The sequence below is a fragment of the Mycobacterium sp. URHB0044 genome, assembly GCF_000620625.1.
Classification (GTDB): Bacteria; Actinomycetota; Actinomycetes; order Mycobacteriales; family Mycobacteriaceae; genus Mycobacterium.
In genome coordinates this window covers 130076-155704 of record NZ_JIAW01000008.1, presented here as the reverse complement: position 1 = coordinate 155704, position 25629 = coordinate 130076, and the positions used below count along the sequence as shown (strand labels likewise).

26 protein-coding genes are annotated in these 25629 nt (G+C 67.6%); 18 read left to right on the top strand and 8 right to left on the bottom strand.

The window, feature by feature from the left end:
• The first annotated feature begins 28 nt into the window (after positions 1-28).
• The 3 genes from ffh to N536_RS38840 are packed head-to-tail and all read left to right on the top strand — an operon-like array spanning position 29 to position 3612.
• Positions 29-1594 carry a signal recognition particle protein gene (ffh, locus tag N536_RS0118315; protein WP_029114930.1) on the top strand — a complete coding sequence of 522 codons (1566 nt, stop codon included), beginning with the start codon at positions 29-31 and terminating at the stop codon, positions 1592-1594.
• Positions 1581-2684 (top strand): amidohydrolase family protein, encoded by a 1104-nt coding sequence (locus tag N536_RS0118310; protein ID WP_197040176.1) that lies wholly within the window; start codon positions 1581-1583, stop codon positions 2682-2684. The genes ffh and N536_RS0118310 overlap by 14 nt, the downstream gene beginning before the upstream one ends.
• Position 2685: 1 nt before the next feature.
• On the top strand, positions 2686-3612 hold the full coding sequence (locus N536_RS38840; protein ID WP_036436851.1) for a cyclase family protein: 927 nt from the start codon (positions 2686-2688) through the stop codon (positions 3610-3612).
• Here the strand turns inward: N536_RS38840 and N536_RS0118300 are convergent.
• Together N536_RS0118300 and N536_RS0118295 are read right to left on the bottom strand one after the other, a co-directional pair.
• Positions 3602-4438 carry a D-alanyl-D-alanine carboxypeptidase family protein gene (locus N536_RS0118300; RefSeq protein WP_029114927.1) on the bottom strand — a complete coding sequence of 279 codons (837 nt, stop codon included), beginning with the start codon at positions 4436-4438 and terminating at the stop codon, positions 3602-3604. The two genes, N536_RS38840 and N536_RS0118300, sit on opposite strands and share 11 nt — an antisense overlap.
• Before the next feature lie 84 nt (positions 4439-4522).
• On the bottom strand, positions 4523-5401 hold the full coding sequence (locus N536_RS0118295) for a D-alanyl-D-alanine carboxypeptidase family protein (protein WP_029114926.1): 879 nt from the start codon (positions 5399-5401) through the stop codon (positions 4523-4525).
• A gap of 198 nt (positions 5402-5599) precedes the next feature.
• Here N536_RS0118295 and N536_RS0118290 point away from each other — a divergent pair, with 198 nt between their 5' ends.
• From N536_RS0118290 to N536_RS0118275, 4 genes are all read left to right on the top strand, one after another.
• Positions 5600-7417, top strand: coding sequence for an N-acetylglutaminylglutamine amidotransferase (locus tag N536_RS0118290; RefSeq protein WP_029114925.1), 1818 nt, complete (start codon positions 5600-5602; stop codon positions 7415-7417).
• Positions 7414-9153: an N-acetylglutaminylglutamine synthetase gene (gene ngg, locus N536_RS38835; RefSeq protein WP_051574597.1), complete on the top strand. Its 1740-nt coding sequence runs from the start codon at positions 7414-7416 to the stop codon at positions 9151-9153. Before N536_RS0118290 ends, ngg begins: the two co-directional genes overlap by 4 nt.
• Before the next feature lie 145 nt (positions 9154-9298).
• The gene (locus N536_RS0118280) at positions 9299-10513 is read left to right on the top strand and encodes an osmoprotectant NAGGN system M42 family peptidase (protein ID WP_036436931.1); all 1215 of its coding nucleotides are present in this window, start codon (positions 9299-9301) and stop codon (positions 10511-10513) included.
• Positions 10514-10561: 48 nt separating this feature from the next.
• Positions 10562-10981 carry a nuclear transport factor 2 family protein gene (locus tag N536_RS0118275; protein WP_029114923.1) on the top strand — a complete coding sequence of 140 codons (420 nt, stop codon included), beginning with the start codon at positions 10562-10564 and terminating at the stop codon, positions 10979-10981.
• Positions 10982-10991: 10 nt separating this feature from the next.
• Here the strand turns inward: N536_RS0118275 and N536_RS0118270 are convergent, their stop codons facing one another.
• Positions 10992-12104 carry an NAD(P)-dependent oxidoreductase gene (locus N536_RS0118270; protein ID WP_029114922.1) on the bottom strand — a complete coding sequence of 371 codons (1113 nt, stop codon included), beginning with the start codon at positions 12102-12104 and terminating at the stop codon, positions 10992-10994.
• A 349-nt stretch (positions 12105-12453) separates the two neighbouring features.
• Here N536_RS0118270 and rpsP point away from each other — a divergent pair, with 349 nt between their 5' ends.
• From rpsP to trmD, 4 genes are read left to right on the top strand one after another with little or no spacing between them, the layout of a single operon-like run.
• Positions 12454-12963, top strand: a complete 510-nt coding sequence (gene rpsP / locus N536_RS0118265; RefSeq protein ID WP_029114921.1) for a 30S ribosomal protein S16 — start codon at positions 12454-12456, stop codon at positions 12961-12963.
• Between the two features lie 8 nt (positions 12964-12971).
• A complete protein-coding gene (locus N536_RS0118260) occupies positions 12972-13214 on the top strand; it encodes an RNA-binding protein (RefSeq protein ID WP_029114920.1) in 243 nt (80 codons plus the stop codon).
• 11 nt (positions 13215-13225) lie between these two features.
• Positions 13226-13753: a ribosome maturation factor RimM gene (gene rimM, locus N536_RS0118255; protein WP_029114919.1), complete on the top strand. Its 528-nt coding sequence runs from the start codon at positions 13226-13228 to the stop codon at positions 13751-13753.
• A 10-nt stretch (positions 13754-13763) separates the two neighbouring features.
• The gene (trmD, locus tag N536_RS0118250; protein ID WP_029114918.1) at positions 13764-14453 is read left to right on the top strand and encodes a tRNA (guanosine(37)-N1)-methyltransferase TrmD; all 690 of its coding nucleotides are present in this window, start codon (positions 13764-13766) and stop codon (positions 14451-14453) included.
• On the opposite strand, the gene N536_RS0118245 is transcribed toward trmD, so the two are convergent.
• Positions 14450-15394: a hypothetical protein gene (locus N536_RS0118245; RefSeq protein ID WP_029114917.1), complete on the bottom strand. Its 945-nt coding sequence runs from the start codon at positions 15392-15394 to the stop codon at positions 14450-14452. The two genes, trmD and N536_RS0118245, sit on opposite strands and share 4 nt — an antisense overlap.
• Positions 15395-15759: 365 nt before the next feature.
• On the opposite strand from N536_RS0118245, the gene rplS reads away from it, so the two are divergent.
• From rplS to N536_RS0118220, 4 genes are all read left to right on the top strand, one after another.
• Complete coding sequence (rplS, locus tag N536_RS0118235) at positions 15760-16101, top strand: 50S ribosomal protein L19 (RefSeq protein ID WP_029114916.1); 342 nt, start codon at positions 15760-15762, stop codon at positions 16099-16101.
• Positions 16102-16135: 34 nt separating this feature from the next.
• Positions 16136-16993, top strand: a complete 858-nt coding sequence (gene lepB, locus N536_RS0118230) for a signal peptidase I (protein ID WP_369798442.1) — start codon at positions 16136-16138, stop codon at positions 16991-16993.
• Positions 16994-17067: 74 nt separating this feature from the next.
• Positions 17068-17784: a ribonuclease HII gene (locus tag N536_RS38830; protein WP_051574596.1), complete on the top strand. Its 717-nt coding sequence runs from the start codon at positions 17068-17070 to the stop codon at positions 17782-17784.
• Between the two features lie 41 nt (positions 17785-17825).
• A complete protein-coding gene (locus N536_RS0118220; RefSeq protein ID WP_029114914.1) occupies positions 17826-18131 on the top strand; it encodes a DUF2469 domain-containing protein in 306 nt (101 codons plus the stop codon).
• A 9-nt stretch (positions 18132-18140) separates the two neighbouring features.
• Here the strand turns inward: N536_RS0118220 and N536_RS0118215 are convergent, their stop codons facing one another.
• Genes N536_RS0118215 through N536_RS0118200 form a run of 4 tightly spaced genes read right to left on the bottom strand, consistent with a single transcriptional unit; the run spans position 18141 to position 22618 of the window.
• A complete protein-coding gene (locus N536_RS0118215; RefSeq protein WP_029114913.1) occupies positions 18141-18923 on the bottom strand; it encodes an IclR family transcriptional regulator in 783 nt (260 codons plus the stop codon).
• A gap of 29 nt (positions 18924-18952) precedes the next feature.
• Positions 18953-19891 (bottom strand): hydroxymethylglutaryl-CoA lyase, encoded by a 939-nt coding sequence (locus N536_RS0118210; protein ID WP_029114912.1) that lies wholly within the window; start codon positions 19889-19891, stop codon positions 18953-18955.
• On the bottom strand, positions 19888-21129 hold the full coding sequence (locus N536_RS0118205) for a CaiB/BaiF CoA-transferase family protein (RefSeq protein ID WP_029114911.1): 1242 nt from the start codon (positions 21127-21129) through the stop codon (positions 19888-19890). Before N536_RS0118205 ends, N536_RS0118210 begins: the two co-directional genes overlap by 4 nt.
• A gap of 22 nt (positions 21130-21151) precedes the next feature.
• Positions 21152-22618 (bottom strand): GntP family permease, encoded by a 1467-nt coding sequence (locus N536_RS0118200; RefSeq protein ID WP_029114910.1) that lies wholly within the window; start codon positions 22616-22618, stop codon positions 21152-21154.
• Between the two features lie 167 nt (positions 22619-22785).
• Between N536_RS0118200 and N536_RS0118195 the strand changes: the two genes are divergently transcribed.
• The 3 genes from N536_RS0118195 to N536_RS0118185 all read left to right on the top strand — a co-directional run bounded on the left by N536_RS0118195 (position 22786) and on the right by N536_RS0118185 (position 25626).
• Positions 22786-23559, top strand: coding sequence for an HAD-IIA family hydrolase (locus N536_RS0118195; RefSeq protein ID WP_029114909.1), 774 nt, complete (start codon positions 22786-22788; stop codon positions 23557-23559).
• Positions 23560-23623: 64 nt separating this feature from the next.
• Positions 23624-24829, top strand: coding sequence for a CoA transferase (locus N536_RS0118190; RefSeq protein WP_029114908.1), 1206 nt, complete (start codon positions 23624-23626; stop codon positions 24827-24829).
• Positions 24826-25626 carry an acyl-CoA thioesterase II gene (locus N536_RS0118185; RefSeq protein ID WP_029114907.1) on the top strand — a complete coding sequence of 267 codons (801 nt, stop codon included), beginning with the start codon at positions 24826-24828 and terminating at the stop codon, positions 25624-25626. Before N536_RS0118190 ends, N536_RS0118185 begins: the two co-directional genes overlap by 4 nt.
• Positions 25627-25629 lie beyond the last annotated feature (3 nt).

The following is a 25629-nucleotide window of genomic DNA, read 5'->3' as shown; positions in this document are numbered from 1 at the left end:
TGCGATCCCGTCACGTTAGGCTTGTCAGGTGTTTGAATCCCTGTCCGACCGGTTGACCGGAGCCCTCTCGGGCCTCCGGGGCAAGGGGCGACTGACCGACGCCGACATCGACGCGACCACCCGTGAGATCCGGCTGGCTCTGTTGGAGGCCGACGTCTCGCTGCCGGTGGTGCGCGAGTTCGTCGCCCGCATCAAGGAGCGTTCGCGGGGCGCGGAGGTGTCCGGTGCGCTGAACCCGGCGCAGCAGGTCGTCAAGATCGTCAACGACGAGCTCGTCGGCATCCTGGGTGGCGAGACCCGTCAGCTGGCGTTCGCCAAGACCCCGCCGACGGTCATCATGCTGGCGGGCCTGCAGGGTTCCGGTAAGACGACGCTCGCCGGAAAGCTCGCGAATTGGCTTCGCGGGCAAGGTCATACGCCACTGCTGGTCGCCTGCGACCTGCAACGTCCCGGTGCGGTCAACCAGCTGCAGATCGTCGGTGAACGGGCGGGCGTCGCGGTGTTCGCGCCGCACCCCGGCGTGGCGAGTGAAGGTTCGCACCTCGCTGCCCCCGGCGATCCCGTCGCGGTCGCCGCCGCGGGCCTTGCCGAAGCCAGGGCCAAGCACTACGACGTCGTCATCGTCGACACCGCGGGCCGTTTGGGCATCGACGATGAGCTGATGAGCCAGGCCGCCGCGATCCGTTCGGCGGTCGATCCCGACGAAGTGATCTTCGTCCTCGACGCCATGATCGGCCAGGACGCCGTCAACACGGCCGAGGCGTTCCGCGAGGGCGTCGGCTTCACCGGCGTCGTGCTGACCAAGCTCGACGGTGACGCCCGCGGTGGCGCTGCGCTGTCGGTGCGTGAGGTCACGGGCGTCCCCATTCTCTTCGCGTCGACGGGCGAGAAGCTCGAAGACTTCGACGTCTTCCACCCCGACCGCATGGCCAGCCGGATCCTCGGCATGGGCGACGTGCTCAGCCTCATCGAGCAGGCCGAGCAGCACTTCGACGCCGAACAGGCCGAAGCCGCGGCCGCCAAGATCGGCAGCGGTGAGCTGACCCTCGAGGACTTCCTCGAGCAGATGCTGGCCATCCGCAAGATGGGCCCGATCGGCAACCTGCTGGGCATGCTGCCCGGCGCGGGCCAGATGAAGGATGCGCTCGCCGCAGTCGATGACAGCCAGCTCGACCGGGTGCAGGCCATCATCCGCGGCATGACGCCTGCGGAGCGAGCCGATCCGAAGATCATCAACGCCTCCCGGCGGATGCGCATCGCCAACGGGTCCGGCGTCACGGTCTCGGAGGTCAACCAGCTCGTCGACCGATTCTTCGAGGCTCGCAAGATGATGTCGCAGATGGCCGGACAGATGGGAATGCCGTTCGGCCGCAAGGGCGGAAGCCGCAAGGCTGCGAAGGGCAAGAACAAGCAAGCGGGGAAGAAGAAGGGCAACCGGGGGCCGACGCCGCCGAAGGCGCAGAATCCGTTGGGCGTCGGTGGGCTTCCCGCAGGCTTCCCCGACCTGTCGAACATGCCGAAGGGTCTCGACGAACTGCCGCCGGGCCTGGCCGACTTCGACCTGTCCAAGCTGAAGTTCCCTGGCAAGAACTAACCCGGACGTGCGTCTGCATGTCAGAGGGCGCGGCTTGCCCGACGGGGAGCCGGTCGAGTGGTGGGTTGTCGATGGTGCGTTGAGCGCCGAACCCGTCGCCGACGCCGAGACGGTGTTCGGTGCCGGTGGGTATGGCGGCTGGATCCTGCCGGGCCTCGTCGACGCGCACTGCCACGTCGGCCTCGGGGAGCACGGCGCGATCGAACTCGACGAGGCGATCGCGCAGGCCGAAACCGAGCGCGGCGTCGGCGCGTTGCTGCTGCGCGACGCAGGCTCGCCGACCGACACCCGCAGCCTCGACGACCGCGACGACCTGCCGCGCATCATCCGCCACGGTCGGCATCTGGCCCGGCCGAAGCGCTACCAGCGTGGGTTCGCCCTTGAGCTGGAGGACGAGTCACAGTTGCCCGACGCCGTCGCCGAGCAGGCCCGCTGGGGCGACGGCTGGGTCAAGCTGGTCGGCGACTGGATCGACCGCGACACCGGTGACCTGGCCCCGTTGTGGTCCGACGCGACCCTCAAACAGGCGATCGACGCCGCGCACGCCAACGGCGCCCGCGTCACCGCGCACGTGTTCGGTGAGGACGCGCTGCCGGGGCTGATCGGCGCCGGCATCGACTGCATCGAGCACGGCACCGGCATCACCGACGACATCGTCGCGATGATGCTCGACCATGGCACCGCACTGGTGCCCACCTTGATCAACATCGAGAACTTCCCAGGGATCGCCGACGCTGCGGCCAAGTTTCCGACCTACGCCAAGCACATGCGCGACCTCTACACATCGTGCTCGAGTCGGGTGGATGCCGCACGCGAGGCGGGCGTGCCGATCTACGCGGGCACCGATGCGGGCAGCACGATCGCCCACGGGAGGATCGCCGATGAAGTCGAGGCGCTCAAGACGGTCGGCATGAGCCCGACCGACGCGCTGGGGGCGGCGTGCTGGGATGCCCGCGCGTGGTTGGGCAGGCCCGCCCTCGAGCACGGCGCTCCGGCCGATCTCGTCTGTTATGCCGAGGACCCTCGGGGTGGCGCCGACGTGCTCAACCATCCGGAGCTCGTCATCCTGCGTGGAAGGGTGTTTCGCTGACATGCCGGACCACCGCGCTCACTTCGACTTCGACATTCGTTTCGCCAACGGCGGCGACCTGACCGGCACGGGCTTTCGGCTCGACCTGCCGTCGGCCGACATCGACGAGGCGTCGATCGGCCGGCTGCTGGTCGAGCACCTCGGGTTGGCCCTCGTCGACACGATCGAACTTCGGGCGTTGCGGATCGTCGAGGAACCGCACCGCGGAAGCCGTGGGATTCAGGTTGCGCCGACGCCCTCGGCCACGCGCGTCGTCGACCTCAGTCATCCCATCCGCGCGGGTCTGGTCACCTATCCCGGGCTGCCGGCCCCTGTCATCACACCGCATCTGACGCGTGCGGACTCCCGCGAAAAGTACGCCCCGGGAACCGAATTCGCGATGGACGTCATCACGATGATCGGCAACACCGGGACCTACCTGGATTCACCGTTTCACCGCTACGCCGACGGACCCGACCTGGCCGGACTCGACCTGTCGACGTTGGTGGGTCTTCGCGCCGAGGTGTTCCACCTCGAAGACGCCTGGGATGCGCAGCGGCGTGGCATCCGTGCGGAGACCATCGCCGACCGGGATGTGCGCGGAGCGGCCGTACTGCTGCACACGGGATGGGACCGTCACTTCGGCACGGCCGCCTACGGGAGGGGTGCGCCATTCCTGACCGCTGAAGGCGCCGCGCACCTCATCGAGGCGGGCGCCGCCTTGGTCGGCATCGACTCGGTCAACATCGACGACACGGAGTCCGGCGGTGAGCGACCCGCGCACACCCTGCTCCTCGGTGCGGGCGTGCACGTCGTCGAGCACCTGACGAACCTCGGCGAATTGCCCCCGCGGGGAACGCGTTTCACGGCCGCCCCGCCGGCCGTCGAGGGATTCGGGACGTTCCCGGTTCGCGCCTTCGCGGAGTGGCCGACGAGCGCTACTGGCTGAAGCCCCAGTCGAACAGTTCGATCGCCTGGCCGTAGAGATCACCGGTGCCGAACATCTGCACGACGACGAGTCGTCTGCCATTGCGTTGCGCCGCACCGACATACGTGTTCTTCGCCAGGTTGGTGAACCCGGTCTTGCCCGCGAAGTCGCCGGGATAGCGGGTCAGCAATTCGTTTTGGGCGGTGAGCGTCTTGCCGGGAAACGACGCCGACTGCGACGAGAAGATCTGGGCGATCAACGGATACTTCAGGGCCTGGCGGTAGATCACGGCGAGATCGTGGGGCGTGGTGACGGTCTCCCAGCCGGGCCCGTCCAGCCCCGACGGCGACGACGCCTTGGTGCTGCGCGCGCCGAGTTGGGCGGCCTTCGCGTTCATCCTCGCGACGGCAACGGCTTGGCCGCCGAGCATGTCGGCGAGCATGTTGGCGGCATCGTTGCCCGACACCATCAGCAGCGCCGCGAGCAGCTGGGTGGTGGTGTACGGCTGACCCGGCGTCAGCCCCACGCACGAGCACTCGACCTCGGTGTGCGACTTGTTGGCCCGCGCGAAGTTGTCGGGCCGCAGATTGTCCAGAACCACCATCGCCAGCAGCGGTTTGATGGTGCTCGCCGGCGCATATGAGCCGTTCGGATCCTTGGCGGCCAGCACCGCACCGGTATCGAGATCGGCGACCAGCCAGGCCTGCGCAGGACCGTCCGAAAGTGACTGCGCCCCAGCTGGTTCCACGCCGGGCTGGGCCCGTGCCACTGGTGGGACGCCGCCCGCGGTCAACGCGGCCACTGCGGCCACGACGACGAACGCCATGACCGCCAAGAGTCTTCGCACGAAGGTCGAGCGTACGGTCGGCCTGCCTCGATCAGCGCGCGATCAGGTCTCGGATGCGTTCCGAATCGGCAACTCTCGCTACGGCTACAACGTGCCGATGCTTGCCGACCGGTTCTGCGCGAACCCCCAGTCCAGCAGGCTCGATGCCTGATCCCAGTAGGTGGGGCCGCCGTCGGCGACCAGCCCGTACATCATGGCGACCACCAACCGGCGACCGTCGCGTTGCGCGGCGCCCACGAACGTCTTGCGGGCGACGTCGGTGAACCCCGTCTTGCCGCCGAGCATGCCCGGGTAACGGCCCAGCATCTCGTCCTGGTTGATCAGCGTGACCGGCCCGGCGTCGCCGGGGAACGGCGCCGTCGGTGACGACGTGACCCGTGCGAACACCGGGTTGGCAAGCGCCGCGCGGAAGATGACCGCCAGATCGTGCGCGGTGGTGTACCCGTCGATTCCGGGTCCGTTCAGCCCCGACGGCGACCCGGCGAGCGTGTCCGTGGCCCCGATTGCGGCGGCCTTGGCGTTCATCTTCGCGACGGCAACGTCCTTGCCGCCCAGCATGTGCGCGAGGGTATTGGCCGCGTCGTTGCCCGAGACGAGGAGCAGCCCGTCCAGCAGCTCCGCGGCGGTGTACGAACGACCGGCCTTGACCCCGGCGCAGTTGCATTCCACCTTCGCGTCGCTCTCGTCGGCGACGACGGTGGCGTCCAGCGGAAGTTCGTCGAGGACGACGAGCGCGAGCAGCGTCTTGATGGTGCTGGCCGGTGCATGCCGGGCGTACTCGTCACGACCGGCAAGGATCTGACCGGTGTCCATGTCGGCGACGATCCATGCCGGCGCGGGACCCTCCGGAATCTGGCTCGAGCTGGCCGGTTGCACGTCCGTGTCGGCCGTCGCGACGGGGGATGGCGAGCCGGAGAGAAGTGCCATGAGGCATACCGCGAGAGCGGCGACGAGCCTGACCATGGTCGCCGAGGGTACTTGCCCCGCCTGGAGTGGACGCCGTTACCTCCCTCGCACGAAGTGGTCTGCGCCACGTCGGGGTTTGAGAAGCGTGAATTTTGGGTTACACACGCGGCGTGAGCGACGCCATCGTGCGCCGTTGGGCGCTTCGCATCTCGTCGGTAACGTAGGGCGCGTAGACCGTCGAAGGGGTCGAACACCATGTGTGGCATCGCCGGGGAAATCGCAACAGGGCGTCCGGCTGACCTGGCAGCCGTCGAGGCGATGACGAACAGCCTGATGTCGCGCGGCCCGGATGGCAGCGGTGTCTGGGCTCGCGGGGGAGTTGCCCTGGGCCACCGCCGGCTGGCGATCATCGACCTGTCCAGCCACGGGCACCAGCCCATGCACGACCCGGAACTGGGCCTCACCGTCGCGTTCAACGGCTGCATCTACAACTATCCCGAGCTGCGCCGCCAGTTGCTGGCGAAGGGGTATCGCTTCTTCTCGCACAGTGACACCGAGGTAATCCTGAAGGGCTACCACGAATGGGGCGAGCGGGTGGTCGACCACCTGTACGGGATGTTCGCCTTCGCCGTGACGGAGGTGGAGACCGGCCGGGTGGTGCTCGCCAGGGACAGGCTCGGCGTCAAGCCGCTGTACTGGTGCGACGTCTACGAGGGGCGCGGCGTCAGCACCCTGCGATTCGCGTCTTCGCTGCCGGCCCTGGTGGCCAGTGGCGGCGTGGACACCGACATCGACCCCGTCGCCCTGCACCACTACCTGAGCTTCCACTCCGTCGTGCCCGCTCCGCACACCATCCTGCGTGGCGTCCGCAAGCTCGCACCGGGGACGATCATGCGCATCGAGCCGGACGGCACGCGCACCGAGGAAACGTACTGGGAGCCGGTGTTCGAGCGGTCCGCGGAGCGGGCCAACTGGTCCGAACCCGAGTGGGAAGAGGCCATCCTCGCCTCGCTTCGCACCGCGGTGGAGCGCCGCCTCGTTTCGGACGTCCCAGTGGGCTGCCTGCTGTCCGGCGGCCTGGACTCCAGCCTGATCGTCGGGCTCCTCGCCGAAGCGGGTCAGCACGGCCTGGCGACCTTCTCGATCGGCTTCGAGGCCGCAGGCGGGGAGGAGGGCGACGAGTTCAAGTACTCCGACGTCATCGCCCGCCACTACGACACCGATCATCACCAGATCCGCATCGACACCGCCCGCATGCTGCCCTCGCTGTCGGGTGCCATCGGTGCGATGAGCGAGCCGATGATGAGCCACGACTGCGTGGCGTTCTACCTGCTGTCCGAAGAGGTCAGCAAGCACGTCAAGGTCGTGCAGTCGGGGCAGGGTGCCGACGAGGTCTTCGCCGGCTACCACTGGTATCCGCCGATGGCACACGCGCCGGACGACGATCCGCATGGGGCGCTGGCCCGCTATCGGCAGGCGTTCTTCGATCGCGAGCACGACGCGCGCAATCGCCTGTTGCAACCGCGATGGCAACTGAACGACGATGTCGCCGAGGAGTTCGTGCTGCGGCACTTCTCGCATCCCGGCGCGGCCACCGGCACCGACCGGGCGCTGCGGCTGGACACCACCGTCATGCTGGTCGACGATCCGGTGAAGCGGGTCGACAACATGACGATGGCCTGGGGTCTGGAGGGTCGCGTCCCCTTCCTCGACCACGAGTTGGTCGAGCTGGCAGCCACCTGCCCGCCGGAGTTGAAGACCGCCCAAGATGGCAAGGGCGTCTTGAAGGAAGCGGCCCGCCGGGTGATCCCGCACGAGGTCATCGACCGGCCGAAGGGCTACTTCCCGGTGCCCGCGCTGAAGCACCTGGCCGGGCCGTATCTGGAACTCGTCGCCGACGCACTGCACAGCGATGCGGCGCGCGACCGCGGCCTGTTCGCCCCCGAGGCGGTCGACGCGCTGCTCGCCGAGCCGAACGGGAACCTCACGCCGCTGCGGGGAAATCCGCTCTGGCAGCTCGGCCTGCTCGAGCTGTGGCTCGCTCACAACGTCGACGGAGTCAAGAAGTCATGACGCACGGCGAAGTCATTACGCACGACGCCGGCAACGGCGATTCGACGACGGGCGTCGTTCAGGATCTCGGTTGGGGACGGCTGGTATTCGGCCAAACCTTCGACGACGCAGACGAATTCGGCACGGCCCTGCGTGCAGAGGCCAGCGGCCGCCGCGACATCGGGATGTATCTCGACGCGCCGCACGTCTTCGTCGCTCTGCATCCGCAGGAGTTCTTCATCGACCCGAGCTTCACCTACCGCCTGAAGTTCGACGAGCCCGAGAAGTACCGGCCGCAGCCGGTTCCCGGACTGTCGGTGCGCCCCGTGTCCTCGATCGAGGATTGCGCCGGGATCAACCAGATCTACCTGCAGTGCCGCATGGTTCCCGCGGACGTCGATCTGATGTGGAAGAACAGCCAGTCCGAGCCGCACATGGTGTACCTGGTTGCCACCGACGACGAGACCGGCGACGTGGTCGGCACCGTTACGGGAATCGACCACACGCAGCTCTTCGGCGACCCGGAGAACGGCTCCAGTCTGTGGTGTCTGGCCGTCGACCCGACGCTGTCCCGGCCGGGAGTCGGTGGGCTGCTGGTGCGTTCACTCATCGAGGAGTTCATCCGAAGGGGCCGCTCCCAGATGGACCTCTCGGTGCTGCACGACAACGAGGGCGCCATCGCGCTCTACGAGCGGATGGGCTTCGAGCGCGTCCCCGTGCTCGGGATCAAGCGCAAGAACGCCATCAACGAGCGGCTGTTCGCACCGGTGATGGACGAGGAAGAGCTGGCCCAGCTCAACCCGTACGCCAGGATCATCGCCGACGAGGCCATCCTGCGCGGCATCGCCGTGCACGTGCTCGACGCCAAGGGCGGCTATCTGCAACTCACCCACGGCGGCACCACCGTGGTCACCCGCGAGTCGCTGTCCGAGCTGACCAACGCGATCGCGATGAGCCGCTGCGACGACAAGCGCGTCGCACGAAAGGTCGTCGCGGAAGCAGGCATTCGCGTACCGGAAGGCATGACGGCAACGTTCACCGAGGAGGACCATGCCTTCCTGGAGAAGGTCGGCTCAGTGGTGGTGAAGCCCGCGCGCGGTGAGCAGGGTGCCGGCATCACCGTGGGGGTGACCACGGTCGAAGACCTCGACCGCGCCATCGACTTCGCCGCACACCACTGCCCCGACGTGCTGCTCGAGGAGCGATTCGAAGGTGAGGACCTGCGCATCGTGGTCATCGGCGGCAAGGTGATCGCCGCCGCGCTCCGCCGCCCCGCGGAGGTGGTCGGCAGCGGCAGCCACACCGTCCGCCAGCTCGTCGAGGCGCAGAGCCGCCGCCGCGCCGCCGCGACGCAGGGGGAATCCAAGATCCCGCTCGACGACGTCACAAACGACACCGTGCGTGAGGCGGGCTTCGACATGGACGACGTGCTACCCGCGAATGAGCGGCTCGTCGTCCGCCGCACGGCCAATCTGCACACCGGTGGCACCATCCGCGACGTCACCGACGACCTGAACCCCAAGCTGGCGAAGGTGGCGATCGACGCGGCGGACGCCATCAACATCCCCGTCACCGGCATCGACCTGATCGTGCCGTCGGTGTCGGGGGAGGAGTACGTCTTCATCGAGGCCAACGAGCGGCCGGGTCTGGCGAATCACGAGCCACGGCCCACGGCGCAGGCGTTCGTCGACCTCTTGTTCCCCCGCACCGCCGCGACGCCGTGGGCCTGGCAGCCCGACCCCGTGGAGCAGGCCTGACATCCGTCGGGCAGTGCGGGTAGCGTCGACGACTTCGCAAACCTGCGGCCATAGGCCGCACACATAGGGAGGCATTGTGTCTGAATCAACGGCGTCGTCTGAGCCGACGGTGTCGCTGCTGCCCGTCCCGACGGCACATCCGCGGATGCCCGAGGCCGACCGCAGCTGGATGGTCGACACGCTGCTGGCGCTGCTGCAGACCCCGAGTCCCTCGGGACGGACCGATGCGGTGATGCAATTGATCGGCGGCATCCTCGACGACCTCGGCGTGCCGTTCATGCTGACCCGGCGCGGCGCGCTGACGGCGGAACTACCCGGCGACTCGGCCACCACCGACCGCGCGGTGGTGGTGCACGCGGACACCATCGGGTGCATGGTGCGCGAGCTCAAGGACAACGGCAGGCTCGCCCTCGTACCGGTGGGTACCTTCTCGGCGCGGTTCGCCGCGGGCGCCCGCGTGCGGATCTTCCCCGACGACACCGACGAGTTCTTCACCGGAACGGTCATGCCGCTCATGGCCAGTGGCCACGCCTTCGGCGATGAGATCGACACCCAGCCCACCGACTGGGACCACGTCGAGGTCCGGGTCGACCGGAACGTCTCGTCGCGGGCCGATCTGGAACAGCTCGGGCTGAACGTCGGTGACTTCGTCGCGCTCATCACCAGTCCGGAGTTGACCGCGGACGGTTTCGTGGTGTCCCGCCACCTCGACGGCAAGGCGGGGGTGGCGGTCGCGCTGGCCCTGGCGAAGAACGTCGTCGAGCAGAAAGTCGTTCTGCCCCACCGCACGACGATCATGGTCACCATCACCGAGGAGGTGGGCCACGGCGCCAGCCACGGACTGCCGCCGGACGTCGCCGAGCTGGTCTCGGTGGACAACGCCGTATGCGCGCCCGGGCAGCTCTCCATCGAGGATGGCGTCACGATCCCGATGGCCGACATGCACGGCCCGTTCGACTATCACCTGACCCGCAACCTCTGCAGGCTGGCCAAGGAGCTCGGCATCAAGCACGCCCGAGACATCTTCCGGTACTACCGATCCGATGCCGCCGCCGCGATCGAGGCAGGCGCGAACACCCGTGCCGCGCTCGTGGCGTTCGGGCTCGACGGGAGTCACGGGTGGGAGCGGACCCACATCGACTCGCTGGAGGCCACGTATCTGCTGCTGCAGAGCTGGCTGCGGACGCCGTTGACGTTCGAGTCGTGGGACTCCAAGCCGTCGGGCCGGCTCGCCGACTTCCCGTCCGAGCAGCCGGCGCAGACCGAGCAGTGGGTGCCGCTCACACGCGGCGACTTCACCGAGCCGGGCCACGTGTCGCCCGGCGAGGAGTGGCCACCATCGGAGGGCCCCCAGGCCTGACGTCCGGCCGGTGGGTGACCGTCGTCACCCTGGGTGTTCAATCGACTCGTGCTGAGCCTGGAAGAGATCTCCGACCGCCTCGAGATCCAGCAGTTGCTGGTGGCCTATTCGACGGCAATCGACACGCGCCGCTTCGACGACCTCGACGCCGTGTTCACCCCCGACGCCTACATCGACTACCGCGCGATGGGTGGCGTCGACGGGCCGTTCCCCGAGGTGAAGGCGTGGCTGGCCGACGTGCTGCCGAACTTTCCGGCGTACTCGCATCTGCTCGGAAACTTCGACGTGCGCGTCACCGGCGACACCGCGAAATCCCGCACGCTGTGCTTCAACCCGATGGTCCTCGGCGGCGAGAAGCAACAGGTGATGTTCTGCGGGCTCTGGTATCTGGATGAATTCGTCCGTACGCCCGATGGCTGGCGCATGACGCGCCGCGTCGAGGAGAAGTGCTTCGACAAGATCGTCTGAGGACTCCGGTTCAGGCGTCGGTCCTGGCGAGCACGTCGGTACCGTACTTCTGCGTGATCAGCGTCCACGGATCGGCGTAGCGACCCCGCTTCTCGACCCGGCGCTGCACCGCGAGGATCGTTCGAAGCAGCGGGCGCAGCACCGGTCCCAACACCCGCAGCACGGCGACGCGGCCGCCCTGCGACTCGGCCATCCACGCCGTGGTCTGCGACCAATCGTGCTGCTGAAAGTCCAGCAGCGCTTGGGATTCGGTCGTGTCGAAGAAGCCGGTGAATGCCCAGCCCCTGTCGTCGTCGGGGTCACCGGGCAGGCTGGCAGACGGGCCGAGCCTGCCGAGACCGATGGCCGCCATCATGTCGTCCTCGAGCTCGCGCTGGGTGTGCAGATGCGTGTCGTCGCCGCCGATCAGCAGGATCTTGCCGTCGATGGCGTCGCCGCGGTCGACGGCGTTGGCGAACGCGAGCGCGACGTCGCGGGCGTCCACGGTGTGCATCCGGTTGTCGCCGGGTGTGGCGCGGGTGAGCAGTAGATGGTCGGCGTTCATGGTCGACGCGGCGTCCGGCGAGATCACGCCGCCCAGCCGCAGCACGGCGTAGGGCAGACCGCTGTCGCGGATCACCGCCTCGGCAAGCATCTTGTCCTCGCCGTATTGGTCGATCGGGTTGACCGGCGTCTCGGCGGTGATGCGTTCGGGGTAGCGGTACGGGTTGCGCGAGCCGTACACCGACGCACTGGACGCCTGGACGAACAGCGGCGGCTCGGGCAGCGCCGCGGCGGCCTCGACCAGATTGTGGGTGCCGTCGACGTTGACCTTCCTGGCCAGGGACGGGTTGCGGTAGGACACCGGCGCCAGGATTCCCGCGAGGTGCACGATCGCGGCGGGCCGGTGCTCGGCGACGAGCTCGCCGAGGGCCGCCGCGTCGAGCAGGTTGACATAGGCGGGGACGAGTTTGCCGGGGTGACCGGACTCGGCCAGGCCCCGCGCCATGGCGACGGAGTTCTCGCCGGGCAGGTCCAAGGCGACCACGGTGCGCCCCCTGCTCAGCAGGATTTCCGCACACCGCCGGCCCACCTGACCGAACGCTCCGGTCACGAGGACGGTGTCCGCCGTCCCGCCGCTCACTTCGTCACCCGCGTTGCAGCAGTCATCAGCACCTTGCTTGATCCCTTCGAAAGACTTAGACCGCGAACGGGCCGTCGAACCATTGGTCCGAGCGTGACATTCTACCGAGAACTTGTAAAGTTGGAGTTCGACGGCCAGCTGGTCGGAAATGGGCGGATTTTCACCGGTAGCCCCTGCTCTGGCACAATGGGCGGCTGTCTACCGCACGACCCGCTCGAAAGCGATCCGCCTTCGGTTACTCGCTGGGTGCTCGTGCGGCGGTCACACACGTAAGGCAAAACCGGACCTGGGCATCCTGCCCGGTGTCGCTGAATTGCAGCGTGGCACTTAGTAGGAGAAGTCGTTCGACATGGCTGTCAAGATCAAGCTCACCCGGCTCGGCAAGATTCGCAATCCCCAGTACCGCATCGCCGTCGCCGACGCGCGCACTCGCCGCGACGGCCGATCCATCGAGGTCATCGGCCGGTACCACCCGAAGGAAGATCCGAGCCTCATCGAGATCGATTCGGAGCGCGCGCAGTACTGGCTCAGCGTCGGTGCTCAGCCCACCGAGCCCGTCCTCGCCCTGCTGAAGATCACCGGTGACTGGCAGAAGTTCAAGGGCCTCCCGGGTGCCGAGGGCACGCTGAAGTTCAAGGAGCCCAAGCCGAGCAAGCTGGACCTGTTCAACGCGGCGCTGGCCGCCGCCGACAACGCGCCCACCACCGAGGCGACGCAGCCCAAGAAGAAGAAGGCTCCCGCCAAGAAGGCCGACGACGCCGCCGCGGATGCGCCGGCCGAGGTCGCTCCGGTCAAGGATGAGTCCGAGCCGGCCGCCGAGGGTGCCGACGCCACCGCATCCGGTGCCGGCGAGAGCTGAGCGCCGACATGAGCACAGTCGTGGTCGACGCCGTCGAGCACCTGGTGCGCGGGATCGTCGACAACCCGGATGACGTCCGCGTCGACATGGTGACCAACCGGCGTGGACGCACCGTCGAGGTGCATGTTCACCCCGATGATCTCGGCAAGGTCATCGGCCGTGGCGGTCGCACCGCCACCGCGCTGCGGACCCTGGTCGCAGGCATCGGTGGCCGGGGCATTCGCGTCGACGTGGTGGACACCGACCAGTAGCGGCCAAAGCCATGGACCTCGTCGTCGGGCGGATCGCCAAGGCGCACGGCATCACCGGCGAGGTCGTCGTCGACATTCGCTCCGACGATCCCGCGGCGCGGTTCGCGCCAGGTAAGACGTTGCGCGGCAAGCCAGGTCGAGGTGGTGGCCCCGAGCGCAGTTACGTCGTCGAGTCGGTGCGCGAGCACGCGGGCCGGCTGCTGGTCCGCCTGGAGGGCGTGGCCGACCGAAACGGTGCCGAGGCGCTGCGCGGCACGCTGTTCGTCGTCGACACCGCCGAGCTCCCGCCGATCGACGATCCCGACGAGTTCTACGACCATCAGTTGGAGGGCTTGCGGGTTCGCACGGTCGCGGGCGTCGACGTCGGTGTCGTCGCCGAGGTGTTGCACACCGCGGCAGGGGAGTTGCTCTCGGTGAAGAACGACGACGACGCCGAGATCCTGGTGCCGTTCGTCGGTGCGATCGTGACCTCGGTGTCGCTCACCGACGGGATCGAGATCGAGCCGCCCGACGGCCTCCTCGATCTGGATTCGATCTAGGCGTTCGACCATGCGCATCGACGTCGTCTCGATCTTCCCGGATTATCTCGAACCTCTACGACAGTCCTTGCCAGGCAAGGCGATCGAGTCCGGCATCGTGCAGCTCGCCGTGCACGACCTGCGCCGTTGGACGCATGACGTGCACCGCTCGGTCGACGATTCGCCGTACGGCGGCGGGCCGGGCATGGTGATGAAAGCGCCGGTGTGGGGCGAGGCGTTGGACGAGATCTGTTCGGAAGAAACACTTCTGGTCGTGCCGACGCCTGCGGGCAGGCCCTTCACCCAAGCCGACGCCCAGCGGTGGAGCGCCGAGGCGCATCTGGTGTTCGCGTGCGGCCGTTACGAGGGCATCGACCAGCGCGTCGCCGACGACGCCGCCCGCCGGATGCGGGTCGAGGAAGTGTCGATCGGGGACTACGTGCTGCCCGGCGGTGAATCCGCCGCGCTCGTCATGATCGAGGCGGTGGTCCGGCTGCTACCCGACGTGCTCGGCAATCCCGTTTCGCACCAGGACGATTCGCACTCCGACGGGTTGTTGGAGGGGCCGAGTTACACCAGGCCGGTCAGCTGGCGGGGCCTGGACGTGCCCGCGGTTCTGCTGTCGGGTGATCATGCGAAGGTGGCGGCCTGGCGACGCGAACAGGCGTTGGAGCGCACCCGCGAGCGGCGGCCCGAGCTGCTGGACCGGCCGGACCGCTAGATCTGGCCCGTCGGGAACATCGTCTTGACGGCCTGGGTGATGGTCTTTCGTGCGGTCTCGGAGTTGGTGGCCTGCAGGGATCCGATCACCATGATGTAGCGGCGATCGGGCCCGATGACGCCGGTCGAGAGATGCATCCAGTCCGAACCGATGCAGCACATCCAGCCCTGCTTGACGGCGACGGGTTCGGCGAACAACCCGTCGGGGATGCCGAACCGCTGCGGGTAGACGCCCCCGGGCTGGGTGCCGTCGATCGCCGTCGGTGCCGACTGCGCCAGGTTCGACATGATCACGCTGGCCTGTTCGGGCGGCAGGCCGCCTGCGCCGGTCATCATCATGTCGTAGTACCGGACCAGGTCCGCCGCGGTGCTGATGGTGTTCCACCACCGCCCGTTGTTCGGCGGTTTCGTCGACGCCAGCCCGTAGCGCGCCGCCACCCGGTTGATGATCGCGCTGCCGCCGCTGCGATTCCAGAACACCTCCGCGGCGCTGTCGTCGGACTGCCGCAGCATCCGGTCGAACGCGGCGCGGTCGGCGGGGGACAGCTGGGTCTGGCCCTTGGACTCCTGCAGCAGCAGGTCGTCGGCGATGAACAGCTTGGCCACCGACGCGATCGCGATGGTGGTGGTGTTGCCGTTCCCCACCAGCTGGCCGGTGTTGCGGTCAAGGACCAGCGTGGTGATGTCGGCGCCCGCCTTCGCGGCTTCGGCGGTGGCCAGCTGCTCGCGGTCACCCAGTCCGGTGAATGCGGCCGCCGGTTCGTCCGGCGGGGCCTCGGGTAGCGGCGCCATGCTGCCCAGCGGGGCGACGACGGTGAGCTGTGGCGCGCCCGGCCGTGGCGGTGGGGTGCCGTACACCTTGGCTTCGCAACCGGACACGGCCGTCACCACGGCCATTGCGGCAGCGCTGACCATCAGCAGCGTCGACGACCGCCGATGCATGGCCCTCCTCGTGGAAGCGTGCGACGGGAACGGGGTCTACCACGATGTGACGTTGTGCCTGTGATGTTGTGCCCCAGAACCTGTAAAGGGCAGCCTAACTGCTGCGGTGGCGGTCCGCGCCCTCAGGTGGCACCGCTGGTTTGGGCGATGTCGACGGCCCCGAGGCGGGCCGCGACGACGCGATTTCGCCGCTCGGACGCCATCTGGCACAATTGAGCAGTTGTCTGCGCACGTCGAAGACCGCCCGAGGACAGGGGCCTTCGTCAGCTGCGTGATGAACCCGCTAGTAAGAGACCCCCGGCTCGGCGCCGCGTCGCATTCATGACGGACTGCCCGCAGCCGCGAACAGCAAGGAAGAGTCACCGATGAACACGCTGGACTTCGTCGACAAGACGTCGCTGCGCGACGACATCCCGGCCTTCGGCCCGGGCGACACCATCAACGTGCACGTGAAGGTCATCGAGGGCTCCAAGGAGCGCATCCAGGTCTTCAAGGGCGTCGTGCTGCGTCGGCAGGGTGGTGGCGTTCGCGAGACCTTCACGGTCCGCAAGGAGAGCTACGGCGTCGGCGTCGAGCGCACGTTCCCCGTGCATTCGCCCAACATCGACCACATCGACGTCGTGACCCGCGGTGACGTGCGTCGCGCGAAGCTGTACTACCTGCGCGAGCTCCGCGGCAAGAAGGCCAAGATCAAGGAGAAGCGCTGACGTTGCACCGGAATCGGTGTGACCGTTGGGGCTATTGCGACGCGGCGATGGACCGCGCCATGGCTACTCTGATGGCGTGACTGGATCCACCGACGCGACCGACGCCGCCGACACCGAAGGGGCCGACGGCGTGGATGACGCGAAGTCGGATCAGCCCAAGAAGCGTGGCGCGGTGCGCGAAGCCGCCATCCTGCTGACCATTGCGGTCGTTCTCTACTACGTGATGCTGACGTTCGTCGCGCGTCCCTACCTGATTCCGTCCGAGTCGATGGAGCCGACGCTGCACGGCTGCGCCGGCTGCGTCGGGGACCGGATCATGGTGGACAAGCTGACCTACCGGTTCACTGCCCCGGAGCCCGGCGACGTCGTGGTGTTCAAGGGACCGCCGTCGTGGAACGTCGGCTACAAGTCGATCCGCTCCGACAACCCGGCCATCCGTTGGGTGCAGAACGTGTTGTCGTTCGTCGGGTTCGTTCCTCCCGACGAGAACGATCTGGTCAAGCGGGTGATCGCAACGGGCGGCCAGACTGTGGAGTGCCGCGCCGCCACCGGACTCACCGTCGACGGCAAGAAATTGAACGAGCCCTACCTCGACCCGTCGACGATGATGGCCGACCCCGCCATCTATCCGTGTCTTGGCAACGAGTTCGGCCCGGTGCACGTGCCCGATGGTCGCGTGTGGGTGATGGGCGACAACCGCACCCATTCGGCCGACTCGCGGGCCCACTGCACCAGCCTGCCCGCCGACGCGCAGCGCGGGCTGCTGTGCACCGGTGACCCGATGGCGGGCACGGTGCCGGTGGACAACGTGATCGGAAAGGCGCGGTTCATCGCGTGGCCGCCGTCGCGCTGGGGCGGCGTCGGCAGCGTGAATCCGCAGACGTCCCAGTAGGGAGTGGTGATGAGCCGCTTGCGCGAAGAGCAGACCGTCGTGAGCCGCTTGCGCGAAGAGCAGAGGGCTTGAGCTTGCCGGCGACATGGCCGCCCCGAACGGTGATCCGGAAGTCAAGCGGACTGCGCACGCTCGAGTCTGCGCTCTACCGCGGCGGCCTCGGCCCGGTGGCCGGGGTCGACGAGGTCGGCCGTGGTGCGTGTGCCGGTCCGTTGGTGGTGGCCGCGTGCGTCCTTGGACCCAATCGCCTGGAGAGCCTGGCCGCCCTTGACGACTCGAAGAAGCTGCAGGAGCGGGAGAGGGAACGGTTGTTCCCCTTGATCCGTCGCTATGCGCTGGCGTACCACGTGGTGTTCATCCCTTCGACCGAGGTGGACCGCCGGGGCGTGCACGCGGCCAACATCGAAGGCATGCGGCGGGCCGTCGCGGGCCTGCCGATCCGGCCGGGTTATGTGCTGAGTGATGGATTCCGAGTTCCCGGCTTGCCGATGCCGTCGCTGCCCGTCCACGGGGGCGACGCAGCGGCGGCCTGCATCGCCGCGGCCAGCGTGCTGGCGAAGGTGAGCCGCGACCGGCTCATGGTCGCGATGGACGCCGAACACCCTGGCTACGGCTTCGCCGAGCACAAGGGCTACGGCACCCCCAAGCACGGAGCCGCCCTGGCCAAGCTGGGACCGTGTAGTCAGCACCGTTACTCGTTCATCAACGTGCGAAGGTTGGTCGTGGGCGCCGAGGGCGCCCCGGACGAGCTGTTCGACGAGGAGGCCGCGCAACATGGCGAACTGGCTTGAGGAATGATGAACACCACGTCTACAGAAGGACCGCTGAACCGATGAGTGCCGAAGATCTCGAGAAGTATGAAACCGAGATGGAGCTCTCGCTGTACCGCGAATACAAGGACATCGTGGGGCAGTTCAGCTACGTGGTGGAGACCGAGCGGCGCTTCTACCTCGCCAACAGCGTGGAACTGGTGCCCCGCAACTCCGAGGGCGAGGTCTACTTCGAGCTGCGCCTGGCCGACGCGTGGGTGTGGGACATGTACCGGCCTGCTCGCTTCGTCAAGCAGGTGCGGGTGATCACCTTCAAGGACGTCAACATCGAAGAGGTCGAGAAGCCCGAGCTGCGGCTGCCCGACTGAGCTTCTGCCTCAGTGGGGAAAGCGTCCGCCGATGGTTCGGGTCACCTGCTCGGCGTAGCCGACCAGCAGGTCGACCCACTCCTCGCACTGCCGCTGCGGCATCCGGATGGTGGGGCCACTGATGGTCAAGGCACCCAGAATGTCTGCGGCGGAATCGAATACCGGCGCCGACAGTCCAGACGCCGAACCTTCCCGTTCACCTGCGGTGATCGCATACCCGTCGGCCCTTGCCTGCGCGATGAGCTTGCGCAGCTCGTCCGGACTCGTCACGGTGCCGTCGGTCATGGGTTCCAGCGGTGCCGAGAGAACGCTGTCCGCCAGCTCAGGGTTCCAGGCCAGCAGCACCCGGGAGGCCGACCCCACGTGCAGCGGGATGACCTTGCCCACGTACATGTCGCGACGCAGCGCGTGTCGTGTCTCCGCGATCGCCACGCACACCCTGAAGTTCTGTTCGACCTTGAAGAAGCACGCCGTCTCGGTGGTCTTGTCGCGGATCTCCTTGAGCACGGGGTTGACCACCGAGAGCACGTCGAGGTCCTTGATCGCGGTCGCCGCCCAATAGGACATTCGGACCCCGATCCGGATCTTGTCACCCTCGCGGTCGAGCAGGCCCTGGGCGACCATGTTGCTCACTAGCCGCTGCACCGTCGACGTCGGCAGTCCGGTGGCCTGCTGGATTTCGCCGAGGCTCATCGACGGGCTCGTCAGCGAGAACGCGTCGAGGATCTCGGTGATCTTGCCGAGCACGAGAAGAGGTTGTTGCTTGGAGGCAGCGCCCCCCTCGATGGTCATGTCGCGAATGTACTCAACGGTCACTGCCGTCACACACCGATCACCCAGTCGAACGCCTTCGCCTTGGAGCGCGCGCCCTGCGCGGTCTTCGAGCGGTTGGGCTCATCGATCTCGGCGAGCATCTTCTCCGTCATGTCGACCATCGATGCGAGCGTTTCGGGGGTGAACCAGTCCGGCCGCGTGGCGAACAGCAGGTCTTCGGAGGAGGTGTTGCCGCTGGCGCCCGGTGCGAACGGGCATCCGCCGAGGCCGCCGAGTGATCCGTCGACCATGCCCGCTCCCGCGTCGATCGCGGCAAGGGTGTTGGCCACACCGAGGCCCCAGGTGTCGTGACCGTGGAAGACGATGCGGCGCTGGGGCGTTCGATGCCGAACCGCCTCGACGAGATCGGTGACTTGGGTGGGGACGGCCTGGCCCAGCGTGTCGCAGAGCACGATGTCGTCGGCGCCGGCCGTCCTGGCATCGTTGGCGATGCCGATGACCCGTTCGGGATCGATCTGGCCTTCGAAGGGGCACGTGAACGCGGTGGCGATGCACAGCTGGATGGCGCCGCCAACGTCACGGGCGTTCCGTACGGCGTCGGGCATCGCGGCCACGCTCGCTTCGGTGCTGCGGCCGATGTTGGCCTGATTGTGCGAATCCGACGCCGACAGACAGTATTGGAAGTTCCTGCCGCCGGCGGCTGCCGCCTTCTCGACGTGCCGTGGCGTCGCGACCCAGATCCAGCAGCGCTGCAGTTCCTCCGGCACGAGGGCCTCGATCACGTCAAGGGTGTCGGTCAGCGGCGGCACCAGATCTGGCCGGGCCATCGAGCCGATCTCGAGGTGAGGTACGCCCAGCGCCAACAACTCTCGGATGATCTCGACCTTGCGCTCGGTGGGCAGCATCTTCGCGGTGAGCTGGAGCCCGTCGCGCAGGGTGACGTCACGCAGCACGGCGCGAGGGGTGTAGGGGCGTGGGGTGGTCATGCCGAAACTCCCGTCGGGGTGGTGCTATCGCGCGAGACCAGGTCGATCTCGTCGTCGCTCAGGCCGAGCAGCGACGACAGCACCTCGTGGGTGTGCTCTCCCAGGTCGGGACCGACGCTGCGGATGGGCAACGACCTGTCGCCGAGCACCGGGACGATGCCGGGAAATCCGACGACCGCGGGTTCGTCGCCGCCGGTGTCGACCGCGAAGTCCTGAATCATGTTGCGCGACTGGTACTGCTCGTCGGCGCAGATGTCGGCGGCGGTGTTGATCGGGCCGCTCGGGACACCGGCTTCGTCGAGGATCTTGAGGGCCTCGTCGCGGCGGTGCCGGGCCGTCCACTCGCCGATCGCTGCGTCGAGTTCGTCGCGTCGTTCCCAGCGTCCGGCATTGGTTTGCAGGCCGGGATCGGCGGCGAGGTCGGGCCTGCCGATGGTGTGCATGTAGCGCTGGAAGATCGAGTCTCCGTTGCCTGCGATGATGATGTTGGAGCCGTCACTGCAGGCGTAGGCGTTGCTCGGTGCGATGCCTTCCATCCGGCCACCGACGCGTTCCCGTACGACGCCGTAGGCCAGGTAGTCGGGGACCAGTGACTCCATCACGGACAGGACGGATTCGTTGAGCGCGACGTCGACGGTGCGTCGTTGTGCCCGAACGCCTTTGCGCTCGCGTTCGAAGAGGGCCATCACCGCGCCGAAGGCTGCGTAGATGCCGGCGATCGTGTCGCCGATGGACACCCCGACGCGTGATGGCGGTCGGTCGGGCTCACCGATGAGCTCACGCATTCCTCCTGCCCCTTCGGCGACGGCGGCGAATCCCGGGCGCTGGGACAGCGGTCCCGTCTGACCGAACGCCGAGATGCGAACGATCACCAGATCTGGATTGACCGCCTCGAGCTGTTCTGGGCCGAGGCCCCACTTCTCGAGGGTGCCAGGACGGAAGTTCTCCAATAGCACGTCGCAGTGCCGGACCAGGTCCAGCACGGTCGACCGGCCCGCGTCGGTCTTCAGGTTGAGCACGATCGACTTCTTGTTCCGGTTCAGCGTCCGGTAGAGCATCGACGTGTTGCCGGAGTACAACCGCCAGTTGCGCACCTCGTCTCCGGTTCCCGGCCGCTCGACCTTGATGACCTCTGCTCCGAAGTCGGCGAGCATCCGTGCCGCCGTCGGCGCCGCGATGTAGTTGCCCAGTTCCAGCACCCGCACGCCGGCCAGTGGAAGCGACTCGTTCTCGTTCAATGGAATTCCTTCGATCAGTCGTTCAGAGCAGGGCGCTCATGGGGAGGATGAGCAGGATTGCGACCACCGACGCAACGGAGACGCCGACCGTGCAGGTCTTCAGCGTGCCTCGCGTGGACTGTCCCATCAGCGACTGCAACAGCCAGAAGGTGTTGCTCGTGACGTGTACGGCGAACAGCGAGCCCGCTCCGGCGGCGAGCGCGACCCAGACGGGGTCGAGGCCGATGAGCGGCGCCACGGGCGCGAGGATGCCCGCCGAGGTGATCGCGGAGATGGTGACCGATCCGACCGCGATGTGCAGCACCGCGGCGATCACCCACACCATCAGCAGCGGCGCGGCGGTGTTGGCGGTGAAGTAGTGCCCGAGGATGTCGCCGAGACCGGTGGCCTTGATGGTGGCGGCCAGCGATCCGCCGACGCCGGTCAGGATCAGGATCTGACCGCTTTCCTTGAACCCGGTGGCGATGGCCCGCTGAATCGGTTCGGCGCCAAGGGTATAGCGGCCGACGAAACTGGTGCCGATGAGCCCCAGTAGCAGAGCGATGACGGGGGAGGAGACGAACTTCACGATCGGATTCTCGATCTCGGCGGCGTCGAGGCATGCGCCGAGCGCGATCAGGCCGAGCGCCGTCAGCATCGGTGCGAATAGCACGATCAGCGGCGTCTCGGAACGGGTCGCAGGCGCGGGCGTCTCGGTGTCGACCCGGCTGTCCGGTTTGGTCTCGACGCGGGCGGCCGGTGTGGTGTCGACTCGGGCGCCGGCGGATGGTGCGCTCCCGCCGTTGCCCGACGTGGTCGCGGCCGCTGTGTCACCGCCGCCGATTTCCGGCTCGTCGCCGAGGAATTCCTGCTCGTCGCGTTCCTCGTCCCACCAGCCGTGATTGAACAGGAACAACATGATCGTGACCGCGATCGCGACGGTGGGAATCACCAGCAGCACACCGAACAGCAGCATCTTGCCCAACGGCACACCGAGGAGCCCGGCCAGCGCGAGCGCGCCGACACCCGGAACCGTCAGCACGATGCCGCACTCGAGCCCGATGGCCATCGCCGTCGCCATGCGTGCGGTTCCGTTCTTCCCGATCTTCTTGGCCAAGGAACGGCCAAGGGGTGCCGAGATCACCAGCAGGACGTCGAGAAAGATCGATTGGAGCAGGGTCGCGATCGTCAGCGATAGCGCGTACGGCATCCGTTTGGGGCCAAAGACTTTGAGAAGCATGTCGACCAGACGCTGGATCGCGCCGGTCTGTTGAAGTATCGCGCCCATCAAGACTCCGAAGGCGATCAGCAATCCGACCTCGGCCATGATGTCGCCGAATCCGGTGGTGATCGCCTCGATCGTCTTTTCCGTGCCAAGGCGGACGGCCAGTCCGAGGTAGGACGACCCGATCACGAGCGCGACGACCGGATTGAACTTGAACCGCACGATCATCACCACCACGGCGACGATCGCGGCCGCCGTATTGGCGATCACTGCAACATCTGACATGCCTGCTCCTTCGAACGGCGTTTCGTGTTGACGACCTCACGTGATCCTGCGGTGTGACGCGCGTCCCATTCACATTATGAGCACAAACTCACAATCCAAGCAAGGCCGTGGCGATCGGAGACGCCGTCGCCCTTCGCATGGGGGCGCGGTCTTTGAGAGACTGAGCCGTGCGCACCACACCGCAGTGCTGGCTCACCGACATGGACGGCGTCCTGGTCCGCGAGGAACACGCCCTGCCGGGCGCGGCCGAATTCCTGCAGCGACTGGTCGACAAGCAACGTCCGTTCCTGGTGTTGACGAACAATTCGATCTTCACGCCGCGCGACCTTGCCGCCCGCCTCACCCGGTCGGGGCTGATCGTGCCCGAGGCGGCGATCTGGACGTCGGCGCTGGCCACCGCCACGTTCCTGCACGACCAGCTGCCAGGCGGGTCGGCCTACGTGATCGGCGAAGCCGGTCTGACCACTGCGTTGCACGAGGTGGGCTACACCCTGACCGACACCGGACCCGACTACGTGGTGCTCGGCGAGACCCGCACGTATTCCTTCGAGGCCATCACCAAGGCGATCCGGCTGATCCTCGGTGGCGCCCGGTTCATCGCGACCAATCCCGACGTCAGCGGGCCATCGGCCGAGGGGCCGCTGCCCGCCACCGGGTCGGTCGCCGCGCTGATCACCAAGGCCACCGGCCGGGAGCCCTATTTCGTCGGCAAGCCCAATCCGATGATGTTCCGCAGCGCCATGAACCGCATCGAAGCGCATTCGGAGGACACCGTGATGGTCGGTGACCGGATGGACACCGACGTCGTCGCAGGCATCGAGGCCGGCCTCGAAACCATCCTGGTGCTCACGGGTTCGACGACGTTGCCGGACATCGAGCGCTATCCCTTCCGGCCCAGCCACGTACTGGACTCCATCGCGGACGCCATCGAACTCATCTGACAGCGCGCTGCCGGTCGAGGGGTGAGCCGCGAAGGCCGAGCCGGCGACCCATATCGTGAGCTGCATGACTGACGGACCAGATGCCGCCCGCCCGCTGGCCGGGGTGCGGATCATCGAGATCTCCAGCTTCGTTGCGGTACCGCTCGCCGGGATGACGCTGGCGCAGCTGGGCGCCGAGGTCATCCGCGTCGATCCGGTTGGCGGTGCGGCGGATTACCACCGCTGGCCCGTGACCCCCGACGGCGAAAGCATCTACTGGGCCGGGCTCAACAAGGGCAAGCAGTCCGTCGCCGTCGACGTGCGCTCGTCGGAGGGCCAGCAGCTCATCCAGCGTCTGATCGCCGACAGCGGGGTCCTGATCACCAATGTGGCTGGACGTCAATGGCATTCGTACGACACGCTGGTTGGCCTTCGTCCCGATCTGATCCACGTCGAGGTGTCCGGCCGGGCCGACGGCGGCACCGGCGTCGACTACACGGTCAACGCGGGCATCGGCTTCCCGCTGGTGACCGGTCCGGCCGGTCTGGCCGATCCGGTGAACCACGTGCTGCCCGCTTGGGACGTGGCGTGTGGTGTGTATGCCGCGCTCGCCGTCACCGCCGCCCTGCGGCATCGCGATGCGACCGGCAACGGTGAGCGGATCGGCATCCCGCTGGAGAACGTGGCGCTCGCGACCGCAGGCAACCTCAGCTTCCTGACGGAGGTGATGATCAACGGCACGCCGCGGGAGCGGATCGGCAACTCGATCTTCGGCCAGTACGGCCAGCAGTTCGCCAGCGGCGACGGCGGGTCGTTCATGGTCGTCGCGCTCACCGGCAGGCACTTCCGGGATCTGACCGAAGTCACCGGGACGACGAAAGCCGTTGCCGCACTGGGCGATGCACTCGGAGCGGACTTCAACGACGAAGGCGACCGGTACCGGCACCGCGACGCACTCACCGGCCTGTTCACCGTATGGTTCACCGACCACACCGCCGACGAGGTGGCGGCAGCCTTGTCGACGACGTCGATCCTGTGGGAGCGCTACCGCACCTTCGCCGAGGTCGTCACCGATGACAAGGTCACATCCAACCCGCTGTTCACGCACCTGGACCAGCCGCGCATCGGCTGCTACCTGGCGCCCGGGCTCCCGTTGTCGATCGGCGGCGCCTATCCACCCGCCGTCGCAGCACCCGAACTGGGCGACCACACCGCCGCCGTGCTTCGGGACCGGTTGGGGTTGTCCGCCGAGGAAGTCGACCGCCTCGTCGCGGCGGGAACGGTGGCATGAGCGTCCTGCTCGATCTGCTCGACGTACGCGCGAGTGACGACGACACCTGGGTGGGCGCCGCCAGCGGCCCGGAGGGCAAACGGTCCTTCGGCGGCCAGTTCATGGCCCAGAGCCTGGCCGCCGCCTGCCGGACCGTCGAGGCGACGAAGCCACCCACCAACATGCATCTGCAGTTCCTGCGCGGAGGTGAGGCAGGCGATCCCGTCGAATACACCGTGACGCGGGTGTTCGACGGGCTTACCGCCGCCGCCCGCCGGATCGACGCCCGCCAGGACGGCCGCCTGCTGACCACCGCCACGGTCGCATTCTCGGCGCCTCTGGCAGGACCGGAGCACGGCTGGCGCAACGTCATGCCCGGCGATCCCGAATTGCTGCCGCGAACCGGGCCTGCCGGCCCCGCACCGTCGATGCCGTTGGACGAGATCGACATTCGCATCGACGACGAAGGGGAGGGCGACGAGTTCGTCCGGCGGCTGTGGTGGCGGGCTACCGTGCCACTACCCGACGACACCCTGCTGCACACCCTCGTCGCGGCGTACGTCACCGACGTGTACATGATCGACCCTGCGCTACGGGTGCACGGCCACTCGATGAAGGGCCGCACGCACCGCAGCGGCACGACGGATTCGTCGATCTGGTTTCACCGGCCGGTACGCGCCGATCAGTGGAACCTGCTCGAGTCCCGCTCGCCCGCCGCGGCCAGGGGACGCGGAGTGATCACCGCCAGTCTGATCGGGGCCGACGGTGCCGTCGCGGCCACGCTGACGCAGGAAGGGCTCATCGCGGAACGGGAGTGACCC